Below are 20370 nucleotides of genomic sequence, written 5' to 3'. Positions count from 1 at the left end.
TCAGGTCGGCCGACAGTCGATTCTACGGGATCAGGGCGGCAAGCCGTGCGACAGCCGTCGCGTAGCCGTCGACGCCCTCCCCGATGATCCGCACGGCGGCGACGTCGTGCAGGTAGGAGAACCGGCGGAACTCCTCGCGGTTGTTCACGTCTGAGATGTGCACCTCGGCGAACGGCAGGCTGATTCCGGTGAGCGCGTCGCGCAGGGCGACCGAGGTGTGCGTGAGCCCACCGGGGTTGATGATCACGCCGACGCAGTCCTCACGCGCCGCGTGGATCGCATCGATCAGCACGCCCTCGTGGTTCGACTGGATGCTGCGCACCTCGAAGCCGGCCTCGGCCGCGGCATCCGTGGCGATCCGCTCCACATCGGCCAGGGTCGATGTGCCGTAGACGGCGGGGTCGCGGACGCCGAGCAGATTCAGGTTCGGGCCGTTGACGAGCAGCAGACGACGAGTCATGCGCCGACCTCCTGATACGCGGCGAACAACAAGGACTCATCCGGCGCCTGCAGGACGGTGGGCTTGGCGATGTCGTCGAGGACGATGAACCGCAGCATCCCGCCGCGTGTCTTCTTGTCACGCTGCATCGAGGCGAGCAGCGTCGACCAGGCGCCGGCCCGATACGTCGTGGGCAGGCCAAGGGACTCGAGGATCGAACGGTGGCGATCGACTGCCGCGTCGGACAAACGGCCGGCCAGTCGCGACAGCTCGGCCGCGTACATCATGCCGATCGAGATCGCGGCACCGTGTCGCCAGCGGTAGCGCTCGGCGTGCTCGATCGCGTGACCGAGGGTGTGGCCGTAGTTGAGGATCTCGCGCTGCCCCGCCTCGCGGAAGTCCTCCGAGACGACGTTCGCCTTCATGTCGATCGCGAGCTCGACGGTGCGACGGAACTCGTCCGTCGACGTGTCGACCGCGCGCGCCGGGTCCGCTTCGATGATGTCGAGGATCTCGGGAGCCCAGATGAAGCCGGCCTTGACGACCTCGGCGTAGCCGGCGGTGGCCTCATGGGCGCTGAGACTGCCGAGCTCGTCGAGATCGCCGATCACGGCACGCGGCGCCCAGAACGCACCGACGAGGTTCTTTCCCTCGGCGGTGTTGACGCCGGTCTTGCCGCCCACTGATGCATCGACCAGACCGAGAACAGTCGTCGGCACCTGGACGACCTGGACTCCGCGCAACCACGTCGCCGCGACGAATCCGGCGAGATCGGTGACCGCTCCCCCGCCGTAGCCGATCACGGCGTCCGTGCGGGTGAAGTCGGACTGCCCCATGATCTGCCAGCAGAAAGCGGCGACCTCGATGCGCTTGCCCTGCTCGGCGTCCGGCACCTCGGCCAGCAGCACTTCGCGCTGTCCGTTCGCGTCATCGGCGAGCAGCCTGTCGCGGAACTCAGCTGCCCGAGCGGCGAGCGTAGGCGGATGCACGACGAGGACCTTGCGCACCCCGGGGTCGAGGACCGCTGAGGCCTGGTCGAGGATGCCCCGGCCGACCGTGATGTCGTACGACGCCTGGCCGCTCACGCTGATCGTGGTGGTGCTCATGCCTGCTCTCTCCTCCATGCCGCGATCTCCTCGGCGATGCGCTGCATCGGCCGTCGAGAAGTGTCGAAAGTCGCGTCTGCGATTTCTTCGTACCAGCCGCGGCGCTGTTCGTAGATCTCTTTCCACCGGGTCACCGGATCCTCATCGCCGGCGAGCATGGGTCTTCCGCCGCCGCCGATCCTGTGCGCGACCGCCTCGGGGCTGACTGTCAGGAACACGACAGGATGCTGTCGCAGCAGCTGTCGCGTGGAATACGACGTCACCGCGCCCCCGCCGAGTGAGATCACGCCGCCTTCGGACAACGCGGTCGCCGCGGCTTCTGTCTCGAGCGCCCGGAAGCCGTCCTCACCGCGCGCGGCGAAGATCTCGGGGATCGGTCCGTGTGCGGCGACTATGCGCCGATCGGTGTCGATGAACCCGACGCTGAGCTTCTTCGCGACTCGGCGTCCGACGCTGGTCTTGCCCGCGCCCATCGGACCGACGAGCACGAGTGTCAGCAGCTCAGGACTGCTCATCGTGGGCGATCAGAGCCGCCTCGGAGGCGGGAGCCGTGCGGAGCTCGGCGGGGATCGCCGCCAGGTATCCTTCGAGGTTGCGCCTGGTCTCGCGAACGCTGTCGCCGCCGAACTTCTCGAGCACGGCGTTCGCCAGCTCGATGGCGACCATTGCCTCGGCGACGACGCCGGCGGCGGGAACGGCGCTGATGTCGGAACGCTGGTGGTGTGCGGTCGCAGCGTCGCCTGTCGCGACGTCGATCGTCCGCAGCGAGTGCGGCACGGTCGCGATGGGCTTCATGCCGGCGCGCACGCGCAGGACGGTGCCGGTGGACATGCCGCCCTCCGTACCTCCGGCGCGGTCCGATGCGCGGGTGATGCCGTCGTCGGCGACGAAGAGTTCGTCGTGGGCTGCGGAGCCGCGTCGACGGGTCGTCTCGAAGCCGTCGCCGACCTCGACGCCCTTGATCGCCTGGATGCTCATGAGCGCCTGCGCCAGGCGACCGTCGAGCCGGCGATCCCAGTGCACGTGCGAACCGAGTCCTGGTGGGAGCCCGTAGGCCAGTACCTCGACGATGCCGCCGAGCGTGTCGCCGTCCTTGCGCGCGGCGTCGACCTCGTCGACCATGCGGGCTGAGGTCTCGGCGTCGAAGCAGCGCAGCGGATCGGCGTCCAGCGCATCCACGTCGTCCGGGTTCGGGACTGGGCGGCCCTCCGGCACCTGCACGGGGCCGATCGAGAGCGTGTGGCTGACGAGGCGGATGCCGAGCTCGCTGAGGAACGCGCGCGCGACAGCGCCGAGAGCGACTCGTGCTGCCGTCTCGCGGGCACTGGCTCGCTCGAGGATCGGACGGGCCTCGTCGAAGTCGTACTTCTGCATGCCGACGAGATCGGCGTGACCGGGGCGGGGGCGCGTCAGCGGCGCCGAGCGTCCGCGCGACTTGTCGGTGATCTCGGTCGGCTCGGGGTTCATGACCTCGATCCACTTCGGCCACTCGGTGTTGCCGATGCGCAGGGCGATCGGGCTGCCGAGGGTCCTGCCGTGGCGGACTCCGCCGGAGATCGTGAGCTCATCCTGCTCGAACTTCATGCGCGAGCCTCGGCCATAGCCGAGCTTGCGACGCGCGAGGTCGGCCTGGATCGCCTCGGAGGAGATCGGGACGCCGGAGGGCAGACCCTCCATGACGGCGATGAGTTCGGGGCCGTGCGATTCGCCGGCGGTGAGCACGCGGAGCATTGCTCCAGTCTCCCATGTCTCGGCGCACTGCTTCGCCCGTGTGTCGGGCGTGCGGTCGGCGCGTCAGAGAGCGTCGCGCATGGCCGCGAGGACGCGCTGTTCCTCCGGCAGCTCCACGGCGGGGTCCCCGTGCAGGAACACGCGCACCTGCCGGAGCGCCTGGTGCAGCAGCATCCCGAGGCCGGAGATCACGGGGGCGGCGGTCCACACCGCGCCGAGTGCCGAGGGCCACGGCGCGTAGGCCACGTCGAAGAGCGCGCCCCCGTGGGTCGCGAGCTCCTCGGAGACTGATTCATCGAGAACCGTCCCGCTCGGGAGCGTGGCGATCGTGAGGTCGACAGGCGTCGCGGGAGCGTCGAACGTGTTCGCGGTGACCCGGATGCCCAGGCGGCTCCCCAGCTCGACGAGCGGCGCCGAACGCTCAGGGCGCCGCGCACGGATGTCGATGTCCGCTCCGCCGATCTCGCTCGCAGCGACCAGCGCGGACGCCGCTGTCGCGCCCGCGCCGAGGATCCGCACGGAGCGAGGCCGCGTGATCTCCTGCTCGGCGAGGGCGTCGATGATGCCGCCGACATCGGTGTTGAAGCCGGTGGGAGCGTCGCCCAGCAGCAGGGTGTTCACCGCCCCGGTCAGTTCGGCATGCCGGTCGCGCGTAACAGCGGCCAGGTACCCCTGCTCCTTGAGCGGCATGGTGAGCGAGAGCCCGCGCCACGTGTCGTCGAGGCCCGCCAGCGCGTCCCCGAAACCTGCCGCCGCCACCTGACGCCGGTCGTACTGCCAGTCGAGTCCCAGGGCGCGATACGCGGCCTCGTGCAGCTGCGGGGACTTCGAGTGCTCGATCGGGTCGCCCCACACCGCGAAACGCATCGCCGTCGCCGGCGGACGCGTCCGATCAGCCGGCATAGCAGCCGGAGTCAGGATTGGCCTGGCACCACTCGTGGAGTTTTTTCTCGGCCTGGGTCTGCTCCGCGTACGTCGCCGAGAACACCGTCTCACCCGTGTTCAGATTCACCGTGACGAAGTAGAACCACGGTCCGTCAGCCGGGTGCATGGCCGCATCGATCGCGGCGTCGCTCGCGGTGGCGATCGGACCCTTCGGCAGTCCGGGGTGGATGTAGGTGTTCCACGGGTTCGGATCGGTGAGAGCCTTCTCCGAGGAACCGGCGGAGCCGGCGTGGAGCTCCCCGACCCCGTACTGCGCGGTGGAGTCCATCTGCAGCAGACCGTGCGTCTCGTCGTTGCCCGGCTGGAGCCGGTTCACGATGACGCGGGAGACCTTGGGGAAGTCTTCGGTGTGACCCTCGCGCTGGATGATGGATGCGATCGTCAGGACACGCTGCTCGTCGCCCTCCGGCACGCCGGCCGCTGCGAGGGACTCACGCGTGCGATCGACCATGCGCTGGATCACGTCCTTCGCCGTGACCTCGGGGTCGAACGTGTAGACAGCGGGGAACAGCCAGCCCTCGAGGCTGTCGGCTTCCACGCCGTATGCGCTCGGGTCCTTGACGGCGGCCTGGAAGTCCTCGATCGGGATGCCGAGGCTCTCCGCCATGGTCGGCAGGAAGTATTCCAGCGTCGATCCCTCCGGCACGGACGCCGTGTTCTCAGCCTTGCTCGCCGGATCCTGGATCGCCGTGAGCGCGGCCTCGGCCGTCATCTTCTCCTGCAGCTTGTACACGCCGGGGTAGAAGGTGACCGCGATGTTCTCGTCGACCAGATAGTCGTAGAACACGTCCTCGGTTCGGGTCACGCCCGCTTCGTAGAGCGCGGTGGACACCGGGCCGCCGGTGTCGCCGTCGCGGATCGTCACGAAGACCTCGCCGGTGGCGATGCCGGGCTCCCAGTCCGCCGGCGGGCCCCAGCCCATCACGTCGCTGATCTTGTCGCCGTAAGTGTTCCATGCCCAGAACCCGCCCGCAGTGAGGCCGCCCAGGATCGCCAGCACGATCGCCAGCGCCACCAGGCATCCGGTGCGACGCTTCTTCTTCGCCTTCTTGGTGTGTCCGACTTCGGTGTGGTCCGCCTCGAACAGATCGTCCAGCGTCGCGGCGCCCGGCACGGCTGCGGAGGCCGAGGGCTCAACGGCAGCGGTCTCAGGAGCAGGGGTCTCAGCGGCAGAAGTCTCAGGGCCGGCCGTGGTCGCCGTCGATTCACCTGTGGGCTGCTGAGCCGTCGTCTGCTCTGGAGTGGATTCCGGGTCGCCGCCCGTCTTCGGTGTGAACGAGCCGGCCTGCTGGCCGGTCTGCGCCGCCTCTCGCCGGGCACGGCGTGAACCGGGGACGGGCGGCGTGGAGTCTGACGCCGGCGCACGGTGCGACGGCTCTGGGAGCTTCGAGAACAGGTCGTCGGACAGACTGTGCGAACTCGGCTCTGGGTTCTCGCGTTCGGGCATGCTCAGAAGGGCTCCTCGGTCGGGGGCACCACGGATCCGGCCGGGTTGCCGGTGCTCTTCTCCGTGTCGATCGCGTGCTGCAGCAGAACCACAGCGGCGACCTGATCGACAATGCTACGAGAATTCCGCTGAGTTCTCCCCGATGATCTCAGCGCCGCGTGCGCAGAGACCGTGCTCAGCCGTTCATCGACCAGACGCACCGGCACCGAGGTGACGCGCTGCAGCGCCGCAGCGAACTCCCTCGCGTCCGAGGTCGACGGCGTGTCCTCCCCCTGCATGTTCACCGGCAGACCGACGACGAATTCGAGCGGCTCGTACTCGGCGGCGATCTCCGCAAGCCGCGTGAGCGAGGCATCCGAACGCGGCACGGTCTCCACGGGCACGGCGAGCATCCCGTCCGGGTCGCAACGAGCGACTCCGACGCGGGCCTTGCCGACGTCGACGCCGAGTCGCACGCCGCGACGGAACCCGGTCACGCGGTCCGCAGGTCGGTTGTGATCGCGTCGAACGCAGCGGGCAGCGCCGCAGCATCCGTTCCACCGCCCTGGGCGACGTCATCGCGTCCACCACCGCCGCCGCCGAGCACACCGGCGGCGCGCTTCGCGAGCGCGCCGGCTTTCGCGCCGGCCGCACGGGCTGCGTCGTTGGTGGCGACGACGACGACGGGCCTGCCGCCGACGATCCCGCCGAGGGCGACGACTGCCGGGTCCGAGCCGAGGCGCTCGCGAACGCTGAGCGCCAGACCGCGCACGTCATCGCCGGACGCGACCTCGCCGACGGAGACCGCCGCGACGCGGAAGGCGCCGATGCGTTCGGCAGCCTCGGCGATCGCCGGAACCCGACCCTCGCGCTCCTTCGCCTCGAATTGAGCGATGCGTTTCTCGGCGCTCTTCAGGTTCGCGGCGATCTCCGCGATGCGGTCGGGAAGCTGCTCGCGCGGCGTCTTCAGAGCCGACGTGAGCTGCGACACGATCGCCCGCTCTGCAGCGAGCTCGCGGAATGCGTCCTGACCGACGAGAGCCTCGATGCGCCGGTTGGATGCGCCGACCGATGATTCTCCGACGACGCTAACCAGGCCGATCTCGGCGCTGGAGGCGACATGGGTGCCCGCACAGAGTTCACGCGACCAGGGACCGCCGATGTCGACCATGCGCACGACATCGCCGTACTTCTCGCCGAAGAGCGCCATGGCGCCCGCTTCCTTGGCCTCGTCGAGCGAGACGATGCGCGTGGTCACCTCGAGGGCGTCCTGCACGGCGCGGTTCGTGATGTCCTCGATCTCCGTGCGCGTGTCGGTCGACAGCGGCTGCGACCAGGAGAAGTCGAATCGCATGTAACCGGCGCGGTTCAGCGAACCGGCCTGGGTCGCGCCCGCTCCGAGGGTGTCCCGGAGGGCGGCGTGCACCAGGTGGGTCGCCGAGTGCGCCTGACGGGCTGCGCGGCGATTCGCGGCATCCACGACGGTCGTCGCACGGTCGTCGACGGCCACCGTTCCCGTGCTGACCTGCACGGTGTGGCTGATGAGGCCGGGCACGGGCTTCTGGACGTCGAGTACCTCGAGCTCGTAGCCGGGGCCGACGATGGTGCCCTTGTCGGCGACCTGACCGCCGGACTCGGCGTACAGGGTCGTCTCGGCAAGGATGACCTCGGCCACCTGGCCCTCGGTCGCAGACGTGGCCGGATGACCGTCCACGAGGATGCCCAGAACACGCGACTCCGTCTCGAGATCGCTGTACCCGGCGAAGGCGGTCTCGCCGAGGGCGCGGAAGTCCCGATACACCGAGACATCGGCGAGCTGGCGCTTGCGGTTGCGGGCGTCCTCCTTGGCGCGCTGGCGCTGCTCCTGCATGAGCGCGTCGAAGGCCGAGCGATCCACGGACAGACCCGCTTCCTCAGCCACTTCGAGGGTCAGATCGATCGGGAACCCGTACGTGTCGTGGAGCAGGAACGCCTCGGGGCCGCTGAGCGTGCTCCCCCCGGCGCTCTTGGTCTGGTCCAGCGCGAGGTCGAGGATCGTCGAGCCCTGTGCGAGCGTGCGACGGAAAGTCTCCTCCTCGGCGAATGCAGCCGAAGACAGCACCGACCACTCCGTCTCCAGCTCCGGGTAGGTCGTTTTCATCGCATCGCGCGATGCGGAGAACAGCTCGGGGAAGGACGGCTCATCGACGCCGAGCAGGCGCATCGCCCGGACGGTGCGCCGCATGAGGCGGCGAAGGATGTACCCGCGCCCCTCGTTCGACGGCCGGACGCCATCGGAGAGCAGCATGAGCGAGGAGCGCACGTGGTCGGCGATGACCCGGAAACGGACATCGTCCTCGTGGGCGGCACCGTAACGACGACCGGAGAGCTCGATCGCGCGGTCGAGAACCGGACGCACCTGGTCGGTCTCGTACATGTTCTCGACGCCCTGCTTGAGGAATGCGACGCGCTCGAGCCCCATGCCGGTGTCGATGTTCTTCATCGGCAGTTCGCCGACGATGTCGAACTCGGTCTTTCCGCGGATGTTCTCGATGAAGTCCTGCATGAACACGAGGTTCCAGATCTCCAGGAACCTCGTGTCGTCGACCGCGGGTCCGCCGTCCTTGCCGTGCGCGGGCCCGCGGTCGAAGAAGATCTCCGAATCAGGGCCGCCGGGACCCGGCTGTCCGGTGTTCCAGTAGTTGTCGGCCCGGCCGAGCCGCTGGATCCGCTCAGGCTTCAACCCGATGATGTCGCGCCAGATCGCTTCGGCCTCGTCGTCGGTCTCATAGACGGTGACCCAGAGATCCTTCTCGTCGAAGCCGAGACCGCCGTCGGACTCGGACGAGGTCAGCAGCTCCCACGCGTAGCGGATCGCGCCTTCCTTGAAGTAGTCGCCGAAGGACCAGTTGCCCAGCATCTGGAAGAAGGTGCCATGACGGGCGGTGCGGCCCACTTCCTCGATGTCGTTGGTGCGGATGCACTTCTGGACATCGGCGATCCGCGGATGCGGCGCAGGAACGACTCCGGTCAGGTACGGGATCATCGGCACCATGCCGGCGACCGTGAACAGCAGCGACGGATCGTCGCTGACCAGGGATGCCGAGGGAACGATGAGGTGGTCGTTCTTCTCGAAGTAGTTGAGGTAACGCTGCGCGATCTCCGCGGTTTTCATGGGGTTACTGCGTGTCCTTGTCTGAGAAGAGCCGGGCTTCCTGGTCGCGGTACGCATCGCCCAGGATCGCGGTGAACTCGTTGATGCGCGCATCCACGTCAGCCAGGAGATCGTGGCCGCGAGGGTCCTTGTTCATGAAGTGGGCGGCGACGAATCCGCCGATCACGCCGATCAGGAACCACAGCACATTCTTCATGTCGTCATCCTTGCGATTGGGCCCGCAGAGCGCGGTCTTTCCATCGTAGGCGGAAACGGCCAGGGGTACGACGAGAGGCGCCGGGATGAACCCGACGCCTCTTGTCCTGGACGCTGTATCAGCGAGCCGCGTAGTACTCGACGACGAGCTGCACTTCACAGGTCACGGGGACCTCGGCGCGCTTCGGACGACGGACCAGGCGTGCCTGCAGCTTGTCGAGCTCGACCTCGAGGTAGCCCGGAACGGGAGGCAGGACCTCGGCGTGACCGCCGGCTGCTGCCACCTGGAAGGGCTCGGTGCCCTCGCTGCGGGGCTTGACGTGGATGAGCTGACCCGGCTTCACGCGGAAGGACGGGCGGTCGACGAGCTGGCCGTCGACCATGATGTGACGGTGCACGACCATCTGGCGGGCCTGTGCGGTGGTGCGGGCGAAGCCCGAACGGAGCACGAGGGCGTCCAGACGCATCTCGAGCAGCTCGACCAGGTTCTCACCGGTCAGGCCGTCGACGCGGCGTGCCTCGTTGAACGCGATGCGCAGCTGCTTCTCGCGGATGCCGTACTGCTCGCGCAGACGCTGCTTCTCGCGGAGGCGGACGGCGTAGTCGCTGTCAGCCTTGCGCTTGGTGCGGCCGTGCTCACCCGGAGCGTAGGGACGCTTCTCGAGGTAGCGGGCGGCCTTCGGGGTGAGTGCCACGCCGAGGGCGCGGGACAGACGGACCTTGCGGCGGTCCTGGGACTTCGTGACCACGAAGTATTCCTTCCGATGACGTGGACGTGTCTTTCACGTCTCACGGACGTATCTCCCTCGCTCTGCCTGATGCGCGCACGCCGGGGCGCGCAGAAGGTGGGGTGTGAACGAAGAGATGCCCGAAAACTGTGTTTCGAGCCGCTCAAGTCTAACAGACCGGTCATCGCACCGATTCCTGAGCTCGGTCGAGCGGGTCGAAGGGTCAGCGACCGTCGAGGATACGGCGGATGCGCTCGAGTCGTGCAGACACGTCGCGCTCGGCTCCGAGGTTCTTCGGCTGGTAGTACCGCCGACCTTCGAGCTCATCGGGGAGGTACTGCTGCGGCACGATGCCGTGCTCGTTGTCATGAGGGAACACGTAGCCCTTGCCATGCCCGAGTCGCTTCGCGCCGGCGTAGTGCGCGTCGCGCAGATGCGGCGGCACCCGGCCGAAGCTGCCGGCGCGCACGTCGGCGATCGCTGCGTTGATGCCGGCGTAGGCGGCGTTCGACTTCGCCGTGGTCGCCAGATACACCGTCGCCTCGGCGAGCGGGATCCTCCCCTCCGGCATACCGATGAAGGCGACGGCGTCGGCCGCCGCCGTGGCGATCACGAGCCCCTGGGGGTCGGCGAGCCCGATGTCCTCGGACGCGGAGATCACGAGACGGCGGGCGATGAACCGCGGGTCCTCCCCCGCCTCGATCATGCGGGCGAGGTAGTGCAGGGCTGCATCGGGATCAGAACCGCGGATCGACTTGATGAACGCGCTGATCACGTCGTAGTGCTCGTCGCCCTGGCGGTCGTATCGCAGCAGAGCGCGGTCGACGGCCTGCGCGACGTCGTCGTCGGTGATCGACGGAACCGCGTCGTCGTCGGCCGCCTTGGAGGCCGCGACGGCGGCCGCCGCCTCGAGACCGGTGAGCGCACGCCTCGCGTCGCCGGATGCCAGACGCACCAGAGCTCCGCGCGCGGCTCCTTCGATCTCGACCCCGCCGTTCAGGCCGCGGGCGTCGGTGACTGCGCGGTCGACGAGCAGGGCGATGTCCTCGTCGGTCAACGGCTGAAGCGTCAGCAGCAGCGACCGTGACAGCAGCGGGGAGATCACCGAGAACGAGGGGTTCTCGGTCGTCGCGGCGATCAGAATGACCCAGCCGTTCTCGACGCCGGGGAGCAGAGCGTCCTGCTGAGCTTTCGTGAACCTGTGGATCTCGTCGAGGAACAGGATGGTCGTCTGCCCGTACAGGTCGCGCTGATTGATCGCCTCCTGCATCACCTCGCGGACGTCCTTCACACCTGCGGTGATGGCCGACAGCTCGACGAAACGGCGTCCTGATGATCGGGCGATGGCCTGCGCGAGCGTGGTCTTGCCTGTGCCGGGTGGCCCCCACAGGATGATGGATACGGCACCAGGGGATGCGGCATCCGGATCTGCCAGCGCCACGATCGGGGACCCCGCACGAAGCAGGTGCTGCTGACCGGCGACCTCATCGAGTGAGACGGGACGCATGCGCACAGCCAGGGGCGTCTGTCCCGAGAGCAACGGCGCGGATGTCATCCGTCCAGGCTAATGCGCTTCGCCGACACTGCTCGCCGGTAGGCTCGCCTGTGGCGCATGCAGGAAGCGCCGAGGGAAGGATCATCATGGCCGCTCGCGGATCGAAGAGCGCACAGCGCACGAAGGCGTCGAGCGAGCGCGCGCGGCTGTACGCGGCACGGACCTCGTGGCACGAAGGCCAGATCAGCCGCCGCGTGCGCGACAACACCGCCGCCGTGATCATCGGCGCGCTCATCGTCGTCGGTGCGATCGTGAGCCAATCCGTTCACGCCGTGGTCGCCGGCCCGGCGCCGGAGCCGACTGAGACCTCGACCCCCGGTCCGGTGGAGAACCCGTTCGCCGACCTGTTCTCGACCGGCTCCGCGACGCCGTAGCGATCTCACATCACCCGTCGGCCGGTGTGAGCGAATCGCACCGCAGTCGTAACGCAGGGCGCCTCTCCCGGAAACTCCCGTGAGCAACGCTGGAACCAACCCAGCAGCTGTGCTCATCCGATACGTCCGTGGAGGTTGCCCGTGTCCTACGTCAAACCAGCCGAACTCGTCACCCGCATGGTCGACGCCGGCGCCTACAAACTCCAGCTGTCCGCCCGCGACACTCTGATCCGATCCTTCATGGGAGCCGCATTCCTGACCCTCGGCGCGGCCTTCGCCGTGACGATCTCGACGAACACCGGGCAGCCGCTGCTCGGTGCAGTCCTGTTCCCGGTCGGTTTCGTGATCCTGTACCTGTTCGGCTACGACCTGCTCACCGGCGTCTTCACGCTCGGTCCCCTGGCCGTGCTCGACAAGCGTCCGGGTGCGACCGTCGGCGCGATGTTCCGCAATTGGGGTCTCGTGTTCGTCGGCAACTTCGGCGGTGCCTTCTTCATCGCGATCCTGATGGCGATCTACTTCACGTACGGGTTCTCGACCGAGCCCAGTGCCGTCGGCCACGCGATCGGAGAGATCGGCCACGGACGCACCGTCGGATACGCCGACCACGGAGCGGCCGGCATGCTGACGCTGTTCATCCGCGGCGTGCTCTGCAACTGGCTCGTCTCGACCGGTGTCGTGCTGTCGATGGTCTCGGACAACGTCGTCGGCAAGATCCTCGCGATGTGGCTGCCCATCATGCTGTTCTTCTACATGGGCTTCGAGCACTCGATCGTGAACATGTTCCTGTTCCCCTCCGGCCTACTCCTTGGCGCCGACTTCACCCTGATGGACTACCTGATCTGGAACGAGATCCCGACCGTCATCGGCAACCTGGTCGGCGGCCTGCTCTTCGTGGGCCTGCCTCTGTACTTCACCTACGGCCGTCCTGCCGCACGGCGCACACGTCGCAAGAGCACGAAGACGAGCGCTTCGGCCCCGGTGGCACCAGTGGCCACCGCTGAGGTCGAGACCGCCGCGGGCAGCGGTGTGGAGCGCGAACCGATCACCGTCGGCTGATCGGACATCGCGAAGGCCCGGTGAGACCGAAGCTCACCGGGCCTTTCCACGCGCCGAGACGGCGTTCAGGAACGGATGGCCGCGGCGCGGAAGCGCTCGGCCACGACCGCAGCGATCCGCGCATCGGGTGCGAGAGGCGCCGTGACGACATCGGCGCCGGCTCGACCGACCAGTCCGGCGAAGAAGCCGGGCGCGAGCACATGGCTCGCCGCGATGACCCGCACCGCCCCGGCTGCGCGGGCCGCGCCGACGGCGTCGCCGATGCGGGGCGTCGACGCCGAGGCGTAGCCGACGCTGACGGGTACCGGGATGCGGGTCCGGAGGCGTGCTGCGGCGGTCTCGACGTCGCTCATCGCGTCCGGGTTGCTGGAGCCGGCAGCGGCCAGGACGACGTGGTCGCCCGGTCGCCATCCTTGCGGAACAGCGGCGGCGAGCCGGTCGACGAGCACGTCCGTGACGAGCGGGTGGATGCCGAGCGGCGGTGTCTGGCCGACGTTGGCGTGCGCGGCCACGGCCAGCGAGATGTCGACGGCGGTGTGGTATCCGACCGACAGCAGCAAGGGCACGACGATGACGTCGTCGCGCGGCGCTTCGGCGGCCAGCACGTCGTCGATCTGCGGATGCTCGACGTCGACCACGGCGTGCACCACCCGAACGTCGGGCAGCAGCCGCCGGACGTCATCGATCAGAGACTGCACTGCGGAACGCCCGGCAGGATCTGCTGTGCCGTGCGAACAGGCGATGAGAATCGTCAAGCGTGCTCCTCCACAGCGAGGCGATAGCCCCGTTTCACGACGGTCTGCACGAGCTCGAATCCGCGCAGTGCCTCGCGCAGCCGCGCGACGGCCATCTCCACCGCGTGGGCGTTCTGCCCGGCGCGGGGCACGGATGCCGCGATCTCGTCGCGGGAGAGAACGCGCCCTCCCCCGTCGAAGAGCGCACCGAGCGCGCCGGCAGCCGTCCTCGAGAGCGGGACGAACTCGCCGGCGATCACGGCGCCGCCGCTGCGCATCGATACGACCCCTGCCGTGGTGCGGAGGACGGGTGCATCGCCGCCCTCGGCGAAGAAGGCGATGACGCAGCGCGCAAGCGAACCGAGCCTGCCTCGTTCGGCTTGAATGGTCTTGACCCCGGCGTTCTCGAGGGGCGAGGCGGTGATAGGCCCGACGGAGGCGAGCAGCAGTCGCCCTCGGGCTGCGCGCTTGCGGATCGCGTCGAGGGCGCCGATGCCGGCGGCCGTGCGCACCCACTCCGACGCTCCTGGCGCGGACGTGAACAGCACCGCATCCACCTCGCCGGTAGCCGCCTGCTCGACGGATCGCTCCACGAGCCGCGGGTCAGGTGGCGGCCCCCAGCGGTATACCGTCAGCGGAACAACGTCGGCTCCGGCGGTCGAGAGCAGGGCATCCAGTCCATCGGCGCCCGACCCGTGATGCTGCACGGCGACGCGCCTGCCATCGAGAAGGGTCGTGAGCAGGTACTCCCCGACTTCTGCGGCGGTCTCGGACTCTGCCACCCAGTCGGCGACGAACCCAGCCTGCTGGATCGCCCCGTGCGCCTTCGGCCCTCTCGCCACGAACAACGTCCTGCTGAGGGCTTCTGACAGCTCCTCGGCGAGGCCGTTCTCGTGCGCGGCATCCATCCACCCGCGAAAGCCGACGCCGGTCGTGACGACGACGATGTCCGGCGGCTTCGCGATCAACTCTCGCGTGCGCTGCATCAATTCCTCGTCGTCGGCGTTCGGCATGATGCTCAGCGCCGGCGCCCGGTACACACTGGCTCCTCGCCGCTCGAGCGCGTTCGCCAGATCTCCGGCGCGCCGATCCGCCGCGATCACGATGGTGCAGCCGGTGAGCGCAGCGTCGAGGAGTCTGCGCTGGGTCACCGAGCGGTCTCCCCCGACCGGATGCTGCTCGGCATGAGCAGCCCGGCGCGGGCCACAGCGCCGAAGACGATCACGGCCGGGTTGCGCACGCCGACATCCGCAGCCGCCTCGACTACGGAGCCCAGGGTGCTTCTCGTGGTGCGCTGCCGCCGCGTGTGCCCGTTCTCGACGATGGCGACCGGCAGATCGTCGCCGACGCCGTGGTCGCGCGCGGCACGCACCACCTTCGGCAGCGCGGCGACGCCCATCAGCATCACGGTCGTCACCTCGGGGTCCGCCAGGGCTCGCAGCGTCGTCTCCGACACATCGCCCTGTCCGTCGACTCCCTGTCCGTTCACGACGTGGAGCGCGGATGCCGTTCCCCGGTGAGTGACGGGGATGCCTGCGGCCTGCGGAACCGAGATCGCGCTGGATGCACCGGGGGTCACGTCGACGGGGATCCCTGCCGCCTGGCACGCGATGACCTCTTCGCCGCCGCGGCCGTACACGAACGGGTCGCCTCCCTTGAGCCGCGCCACCCGTCGCCCAGCCATCGCGTGCTCGACGAGGAGCGCGTTGATCTGCTGCTGCGGCACCGGGTGATGATCGGGACGCTTGCCGACGTCGATGACGAGCACGTCGGGATCGAGCTCTGCGAGGACCTCGGCGGTCGGGCCGAGTCGGTCGGCGATCACGACGTCCGCCTCCGCGAGCAGCCGACGTGCGCGCACCGTCATCAGATCGATCGGTCCGGGGCCGCCGCCGATCAAGTCGACGCGTCCCATGGTCGCCGCACGTCGTCGTCGGACGGGGATGCGGCCTCCGACGAGCATGGCGTCGATCGCGTCGCGCACGGCGACCGCTCGTCTGGGATCCACGCCCACGTCGCTGGCGACCCCGACGACCACGTCACCCGAGCCGGACTGCGCCGTCATCCGCGCACTGCCATGAGCGCCGTCCGACGCATTGATGCAGAGCACCCGGTGAAGCTCGCAGGCGGCTGTCACTGCCCTGTCTGTGACGGCGTCGCCCGTGGCCGTGTGCACGACCCAGGCGTCGACGACGTCATCGGGTGCGAACTCCCGCTCCACCCATTCGATCTCGTGCTCGAGCACGAGCGCGCTGGTCTGCGGCGCGAGAAGCGGTGCGACGATGCGGATGCGGGCGCCGTCAGCGACGAAGCGCCCGAGCCGACGTGCGGCGACCGCTCCCCCGCCGACGAACACGACCTGCCGCCCGGTGAGCGAGACTCCGAGGATCGTCGTCATCTCACACGACCTCTCCGGTGGATGCGGGCCGCTGCAGGTGCACGTCGTCGCCGTCGATCCGCACCGACCACACGACCAGACGAGCGTCCGGTTCGCCCTGCGTGTCCAGGCAGACGCCGGTGCGGAGGTCGAACACCTGCTTGTGCATCGGCGACGCGACGGTCGGCGCATCGCCCTTCGTACCTACGATGCCGCGGGAGATCACATGGGCGCCGCTGTACGGGTCGTGGTTCGACACGGCATGCACGGTGCCGTCGCGCAGCAGGAACAGCGCGACCTGCTCGGATCCGATGAGGGCCGCTCTGCCTCGTTCGACCTCGAGATCGCGGATGCTGCACACGCGGATCGACGTCACGGCCAGGGCGATCCCGGTCATCGCAGCACCGCCAACGTGGTTCCTGCGATGAGTACGCTGCCGTCCTGCCGGTCCTCAGCCGTCGCCGGCCGCACCTGCCCGCGGGTGGCTACGTACGACAGCGACGGGTCGGGTGTGTCGGCGGCGTTGATGAACGAATGGAAGCGGGCCAGCTTGTCCGGATCACGCAAGGTTGCGGCCCATTCGTCCTCGTAATCGTCGACGTGGCGGTTCATCGCCGCGTCGAGGTCGTCGCAGATGCCGAGACTGTCGTCGAAGATGACCGCGCGCAGCCCCTCCAGCCCGCCCTCGAGATCCTCGCACCACGGCGCTGTGCGCTGCAGCCGGTCGGCCGTGCGTATGTAGTACATGAAGAAGCGATCGATGGCCGAGATGAGCTCGTCGTCCGATAGGCCGGATGCCAGCAGCTCGGCATGACGCGGTGCGAACCCGCCGTTGCCCCCGACGTACATGTTCCAGCCGGTCTCGGTGGCGATCACGCCGACGTCCTTGGAGCGGGCTTCAGCGCATTCACGAGCGCACCCTGAGACACCGATCTTCAACTTGTGCGGGGCCCGCAGGCCGCGGTAACGCAGTTCGAGCCGCACGGCCATGCCGACCGAGTCCAGGACGCCGAACCGGCACCAGGTGGATCCGACACAGGACTTCACGGTGCGCAGGGACTTGCCGTACGCGTGGCCTGACTCGAATCCGGCATCGACGAGCCGCTGCCAGATCAGCGGCAGCTGTTCGAGGCGTGCACCGAACATGTCGATGCGCTGCCCTCCGGTGAGCTTCGTGTACAGGCCGAAATCCTCAGCGACCTGCCCGATGACCATGAGTCCCCCAGGGGTGACCTCTCCGCCGGGCATCCTCGGCACGACCGAGTAGGTGCCGTCCTTCTGGAGGTTCGCCATGACGTGATCGTTGGTGTCCTGCAGCGTCGCGTTCTCGCCATCGAGGACGTGCGCTCCCACCAGGACCGACAGGATGCTGGCCAGGGCCGGTTTGCAGACGTCGCAGCCGCGCCCGCGCCCGAAGCGCTCGATGATCGCGCTGAAGGTGCCGAGCTCCGACACGCGAACCGCGTCGAACAGCTGCCTGCGGGTCATATCGAAGTGCTCGCAGAGCGCGTTCGACACGGTCCGGCCGAGGGAGGCGAGTTCCTTCCCGACGACCTTCTTGACCATGAGAACGCACGAGCCGCAGGTCGCGCCCGCTCGCGTACAGGCCTTCACCGCGCCGGCGTCCGCGCACCCTTCATCGTGGACCGCCTGCCTGATGCGGCCGGCAGTGACGTTCGAGCAGGAGCAGACGACGGCCTCGTCGGGGAGATCACCGCCCGGCGCTTCGACCCCTCCTGCCGGCAGGAGGTAGGCGGCGGGGTCGGATCCGAGGCGCGCCCCGACCAGTGGGCGCAGCGCTCCGTATGCAGACGCGTCGCCGACGAGGATGCCGCCGAGCAGCGTCTGCGCGTCATCCGACAGCACGAGCTTCTTGTACACCCCGGCCACTGGGTCCGCGTAGACGACATCGAGGGCGCCGGGGGTCCGGGCGAACGCGTCGCCGAAGCTCGCGACATCGACACCGGACAGCTTCAGTTTGGCCGACTCGTCATACCCGCCGAACGTCGCGTCGCCGCCGCCGAGACGAGCCGCCGCGACCTCCGCCATCGCATATCCGGGTGCGACGAGCCCGACGCTGCGACCGGCGAAGCTGGCGACCTCTCCGATCGCGAGGATCGCCGGATCGCTGGTGCGGCACCGTTCGTCGATCACCACACCGCCGCGCGGGTCGACGGCGAGCTGCGACGCGCGGGCCAGTTCGTCGCGCGGGCGTACTCCCACCGTGAAGACGACGACGTCGGCGCGGTGGATGCTGCCGTCCTGGAACTCCAGCGCCGCGACGCTGCCAGACGCGTCGGGGTCGAGGCGGGTCGTGCGCGACTCCGTCCGCACCGCGATGCCCCGGTCCTCGATCAGGCGGCGGAGCATCCCGCCACCGGCTGCATCGAGCTGCGCCGACATGAGACGGTCGGATGACTGCACCACCGTGCAGTCGACGTCGAGGCTCTGCAGGGCGCCTGCGGCCTCCAGTCCGAGCAGGCCCCCGCCGATGACAGCCCCGCGCAACGGACGACCGAGGTCAGCCGAGCGGTTCTCGACGAACCGGCGAAGCCCCTGCACGTCGTCGAGGGTGCGGTAGACGAAGCATCCGGGCAGATCGGCACCGTCCACGGCGACCCGTGCCGCGTATGAGCCCGTCGCGAGCACGAGTCCGTCGTATCGGAACACTCGCCGGGATCGGGACGTGACCGTCCTGGCTTCTCGATCGATCCTCACTACGCGGTCCCCGGTGATGACGGTCACGCGCTCGTCGTCGAGCGCGCCCTCATCGAGCGTCAGCTCTGTCGGGGTGGCTCCCGAGAAGTAGCCGGTGAGCCCCACACGGTCGTACGGCAGCCGGCTCTCATCGCCGATCATGGTGATCCGGACGTCCGGATGAGACACGCTGAGCATGCTCTCCACGAACCGATGCGCGACCATGCCCGCTCCCACGACGACGATCTCGGTGCTCACGTTCACGGGGTCTCCTGTCGTTCGGGGATGACCAGACACTATGAAGGTCATGTTTCGCGGACCGTGCGGCACCTGTTACGCGCAACGAACGTTCTGCTCACAAACGGATAACGGCGCGGTGAGATCTCGGCACCATCGGGGTCGTCCCCTCGTACTAGGCTGAACGAAGTCCTTTCCACCCTCACGCGGGTTGACCGCGCAAGGAGCACATCGTGTCTGCAGACGAGACCCCGAAGCCGACCCCGCCCGTCCCCGCGCCGCCGCGCGTGCCTATGCCACCGCGCACCCCGGCTGTGGCCGCGGCTCCCGCGGCACCGGCATCGCCCGTCGCCGCCGTCGATTCGGCCGACTGGGGACGTGTGACAGAAGACGGAACGGTCGAGGTCCGCGAGGGCGACGACTGGCGTGTCGTCGGCCAGTACCCGGACGGCACGCACGAAGAGGCGCTCGCCTACTTCGTCCGCAAGTTCGACGACCTGGCGTTCAAGGTGCACACGCTCGAGCAGCGGCACCAGGCCGGTGGCGCATCCGCAAGCGACCTGACCAACCAGGCCCAGAAGCTCGTCACCGAGGTCACCGGCGCCGCGGCGGTCGGAGATCTCGGTTCACTGCAGGGGCGTCTGTCGACGCTCACCGAGACCCTCTCCGAGGCGCGCGAAGCCGAGGCGAAGGAGGCGAAGGAGGTCGTCGACAAGGCGATCGCCGAACGCACGGTGATCGTCGAATCGATCGAGGCCATCGCCGCGCGGGACCTGACGAAGGTTCAGTGGAAGCAGGTCACCGAAGAGGTGTCCTCGCTGTTCGACACGTGGCAGTCCCACCAGCAGAACGGTCCGCGTCTGCCCAAGGGCATCTCGCAGCAGCTCTGGAAGCGATTCCGCGATGCCCGCGCCGTCGTCGACAAGGGCCGCCGCGCGTTCTACGCCGAGCTCGACGAGACGCACAAGTCCGCCCGCGACCGCAAGAACGCGCTGATCGAGCGCGCCGAGGCGCTTGCGCCCAAGGGTGTCGACGGCATCCCGGCGTACCGCGGCCTGCTCGACGATTGGAAGACCGCCGGCCGTGCCGGCCGCAAGGCTGACGATGCACTCTGGGCTCGTTTCAAGGCCGCTGGTGACGCGCTCTACGCCGCGCGCGCAGAGCAGTCCGCCGCCGAAGAGGCCGAGTCCGCTCCCAAGATCGAGGCCCGCAAGGCGCTGCTCGAAGAAGCGAAGGCCGTCGCGGATGAGTCGAACATCAAGCAGGCCCGTGCACTGCTGACGAAGATCCAGCGTCAGTGGGACGAGGTCGGCCGTATCTTCCCGCGCGAGCAGGAGCGGGCGCTCGACGACAAGCTGCGCGTGATCGAGCAGGGGCTCAAGTCGCGTGAAGACGTCGACTGGAAGCGCAACAACCCCGAGACCAAGGCTCGCGCGAACGACATGAGCCAGCAGCTTCAGGACGCGATCGAGAAGCTCGAGACCGAGCTGGCCGCAGCGGAGAAATCGGGGAACAAGAAGGCCGCCAAGGAAGCCGCCGACGCTCTCGAGGCGCGGCGCACGTGGCTCAGCGCCCTCGGCAGCTGACCTCTTATCCACAGACGCCCCAGGGCG

At 68.7% G+C, this 20370-nt stretch carries 19 protein-coding genes; 3 read left to right on the top strand and 16 right to left on the bottom strand.

Annotated elements, in window-relative coordinates:
• Positions 1 to 22 precede the first annotated feature (22 nt).
• From LQZ87_RS09375 to LQZ87_RS09325, 11 genes are all read right to left on the bottom strand, one after another.
• Positions 23 to 460 carry a type II 3-dehydroquinate dehydratase gene (locus LQZ87_RS09375; protein ID WP_230103208.1) on the bottom strand — a complete coding sequence of 146 codons (438 nt, stop codon included), beginning with the start codon at positions 458 to 460 and terminating at the stop codon, positions 23 to 25.
• Complete coding sequence (gene aroB, locus LQZ87_RS09370; protein WP_230103207.1) at positions 457 to 1545, bottom strand: 3-dehydroquinate synthase; 1089 nt, start codon at positions 1543 to 1545, stop codon at positions 457 to 459. The genes LQZ87_RS09375 and aroB overlap by 4 nt, the downstream gene beginning before the upstream one ends.
• Positions 1542 to 2060 (bottom strand): shikimate kinase, encoded by a 519-nt coding sequence (locus LQZ87_RS09365; RefSeq protein WP_230103206.1) that lies wholly within the window; start codon positions 2058 to 2060, stop codon positions 1542 to 1544. The genes aroB and LQZ87_RS09365 overlap by 4 nt, the downstream gene beginning before the upstream one ends.
• A complete protein-coding gene (aroC, locus tag LQZ87_RS09360; protein ID WP_230103205.1) occupies positions 2047 to 3276 on the bottom strand; it encodes a chorismate synthase in 1230 nt (409 codons plus the stop codon). Before aroC ends, LQZ87_RS09365 begins: the two co-directional genes overlap by 14 nt.
• Before the next feature lie 63 nt (positions 3277 to 3339).
• Complete coding sequence (locus LQZ87_RS09355; RefSeq protein WP_230103204.1) at positions 3340 to 4143, bottom strand: shikimate dehydrogenase; 804 nt, start codon at positions 4141 to 4143, stop codon at positions 3340 to 3342.
• A gap of 25 nt (positions 4144 to 4168) precedes the next feature.
• A complete protein-coding gene (gene mltG, locus LQZ87_RS09350) occupies positions 4169 to 5668 on the bottom strand; it encodes an endolytic transglycosylase MltG (protein WP_230103203.1) in 1500 nt (499 codons plus the stop codon).
• Positions 5669 to 5670: 2 nt separating this feature from the next.
• Entirely contained in the window at positions 5671 to 6144 is a 474-nt protein-coding gene (gene ruvX / locus LQZ87_RS09345; protein ID WP_230103202.1) for a Holliday junction resolvase RuvX, read from the bottom strand.
• Positions 6141 to 8801 (bottom strand): alanine--tRNA ligase, encoded by a 2661-nt coding sequence (gene alaS, locus LQZ87_RS09340; protein ID WP_230103201.1) that lies wholly within the window; start codon positions 8799 to 8801, stop codon positions 6141 to 6143. Before alaS ends, ruvX begins: the two co-directional genes overlap by 4 nt.
• A 4-nt stretch (positions 8802 to 8805) precedes the next feature.
• Positions 8806 to 8997: a hypothetical protein gene (locus LQZ87_RS09335; RefSeq protein WP_230103200.1), complete on the bottom strand. Its 192-nt coding sequence runs from the start codon at positions 8995 to 8997 to the stop codon at positions 8806 to 8808.
• Positions 8998 to 9115: 118 nt separating this feature from the next.
• Positions 9116 to 9745, bottom strand: a complete 630-nt coding sequence (rpsD, locus tag LQZ87_RS09330; protein ID WP_175986266.1) for a 30S ribosomal protein S4 — start codon at positions 9743 to 9745, stop codon at positions 9116 to 9118.
• A gap of 202 nt (positions 9746 to 9947) precedes the next feature.
• Complete coding sequence (locus LQZ87_RS09325; protein ID WP_230103199.1) at positions 9948 to 11279, bottom strand: replication-associated recombination protein A; 1332 nt, start codon at positions 11277 to 11279, stop codon at positions 9948 to 9950.
• Between the two features lie 86 nt (positions 11280 to 11365).
• On the opposite strand from LQZ87_RS09325, the gene LQZ87_RS09320 reads away from it, so the two are divergent.
• Together LQZ87_RS09320 and LQZ87_RS09315 are read left to right on the top strand one after the other, a co-directional pair.
• Positions 11366 to 11653 (top strand): hypothetical protein, encoded by a 288-nt coding sequence (locus LQZ87_RS09320; protein WP_230103198.1) that lies wholly within the window; start codon positions 11366 to 11368, stop codon positions 11651 to 11653.
• A 141-nt stretch (positions 11654 to 11794) separates the two neighbouring features.
• Entirely contained in the window at positions 11795 to 12712 is a 918-nt protein-coding gene (locus LQZ87_RS09315; protein ID WP_230103197.1) for a formate/nitrite transporter family protein, read from the top strand.
• A gap of 65 nt (positions 12713 to 12777) precedes the next feature.
• Here LQZ87_RS09315 and LQZ87_RS09310 read toward each other — a convergent pair whose 3' ends face one another.
• The 5 genes from LQZ87_RS09310 to nirB are packed head-to-tail and all read right to left on the bottom strand — an operon-like array spanning position 12778 to position 18745.
• Positions 12778 to 13467, bottom strand: a complete 690-nt coding sequence (locus tag LQZ87_RS09310) for a CbiX/SirB N-terminal domain-containing protein (protein ID WP_230103196.1) — start codon at positions 13465 to 13467, stop codon at positions 12778 to 12780.
• The gene (locus tag LQZ87_RS09305; RefSeq protein WP_230103195.1) at positions 13464 to 14597 is read right to left on the bottom strand and encodes a uroporphyrinogen-III synthase; all 1134 of its coding nucleotides are present in this window, start codon (positions 14595 to 14597) and stop codon (positions 13464 to 13466) included. The genes LQZ87_RS09310 and LQZ87_RS09305 overlap by 4 nt, the downstream gene beginning before the upstream one ends.
• On the bottom strand, positions 14594 to 15844 hold the full coding sequence (gene cobA / locus LQZ87_RS09300; RefSeq protein ID WP_230103194.1) for a uroporphyrinogen-III C-methyltransferase: 1251 nt from the start codon (positions 15842 to 15844) through the stop codon (positions 14594 to 14596). The genes LQZ87_RS09305 and cobA overlap by 4 nt, the downstream gene beginning before the upstream one ends.
• 1 nt (position 15845) lies before the next feature.
• On the bottom strand, positions 15846 to 16220 hold the full coding sequence (nirD, locus tag LQZ87_RS09295) for a nitrite reductase small subunit NirD (RefSeq protein ID WP_230103193.1): 375 nt from the start codon (positions 16218 to 16220) through the stop codon (positions 15846 to 15848).
• Positions 16217 to 18745 carry a nitrite reductase large subunit NirB gene (nirB, locus tag LQZ87_RS09290; protein WP_230103441.1) on the bottom strand — a complete coding sequence of 843 codons (2529 nt, stop codon included), beginning with the start codon at positions 18743 to 18745 and terminating at the stop codon, positions 16217 to 16219. The genes nirD and nirB overlap by 4 nt, the downstream gene beginning before the upstream one ends.
• A gap of 245 nt (positions 18746 to 18990) precedes the next feature.
• On the opposite strand from nirB, the gene LQZ87_RS09285 reads away from it, so the two are divergent.
• Positions 18991 to 20343, top strand: a complete 1353-nt coding sequence (locus LQZ87_RS09285; RefSeq protein WP_230103192.1) for a DUF349 domain-containing protein — start codon at positions 18991 to 18993, stop codon at positions 20341 to 20343.
• The last annotated feature ends 27 nt before the right edge of the window (positions 20344 to 20370 follow it).

Origin of the sequence: Microbacterium sp. Bi121 (genome assembly GCF_918698005.1) — a bacterium.
Taxonomy (GTDB): Bacteria; Actinomycetota; Actinomycetes; order Actinomycetales; family Microbacteriaceae; genus Microbacterium.
Note: the sequence above shows the minus strand (reverse complement) of the source record. Positions and strands in the feature narration are given on the sequence as shown.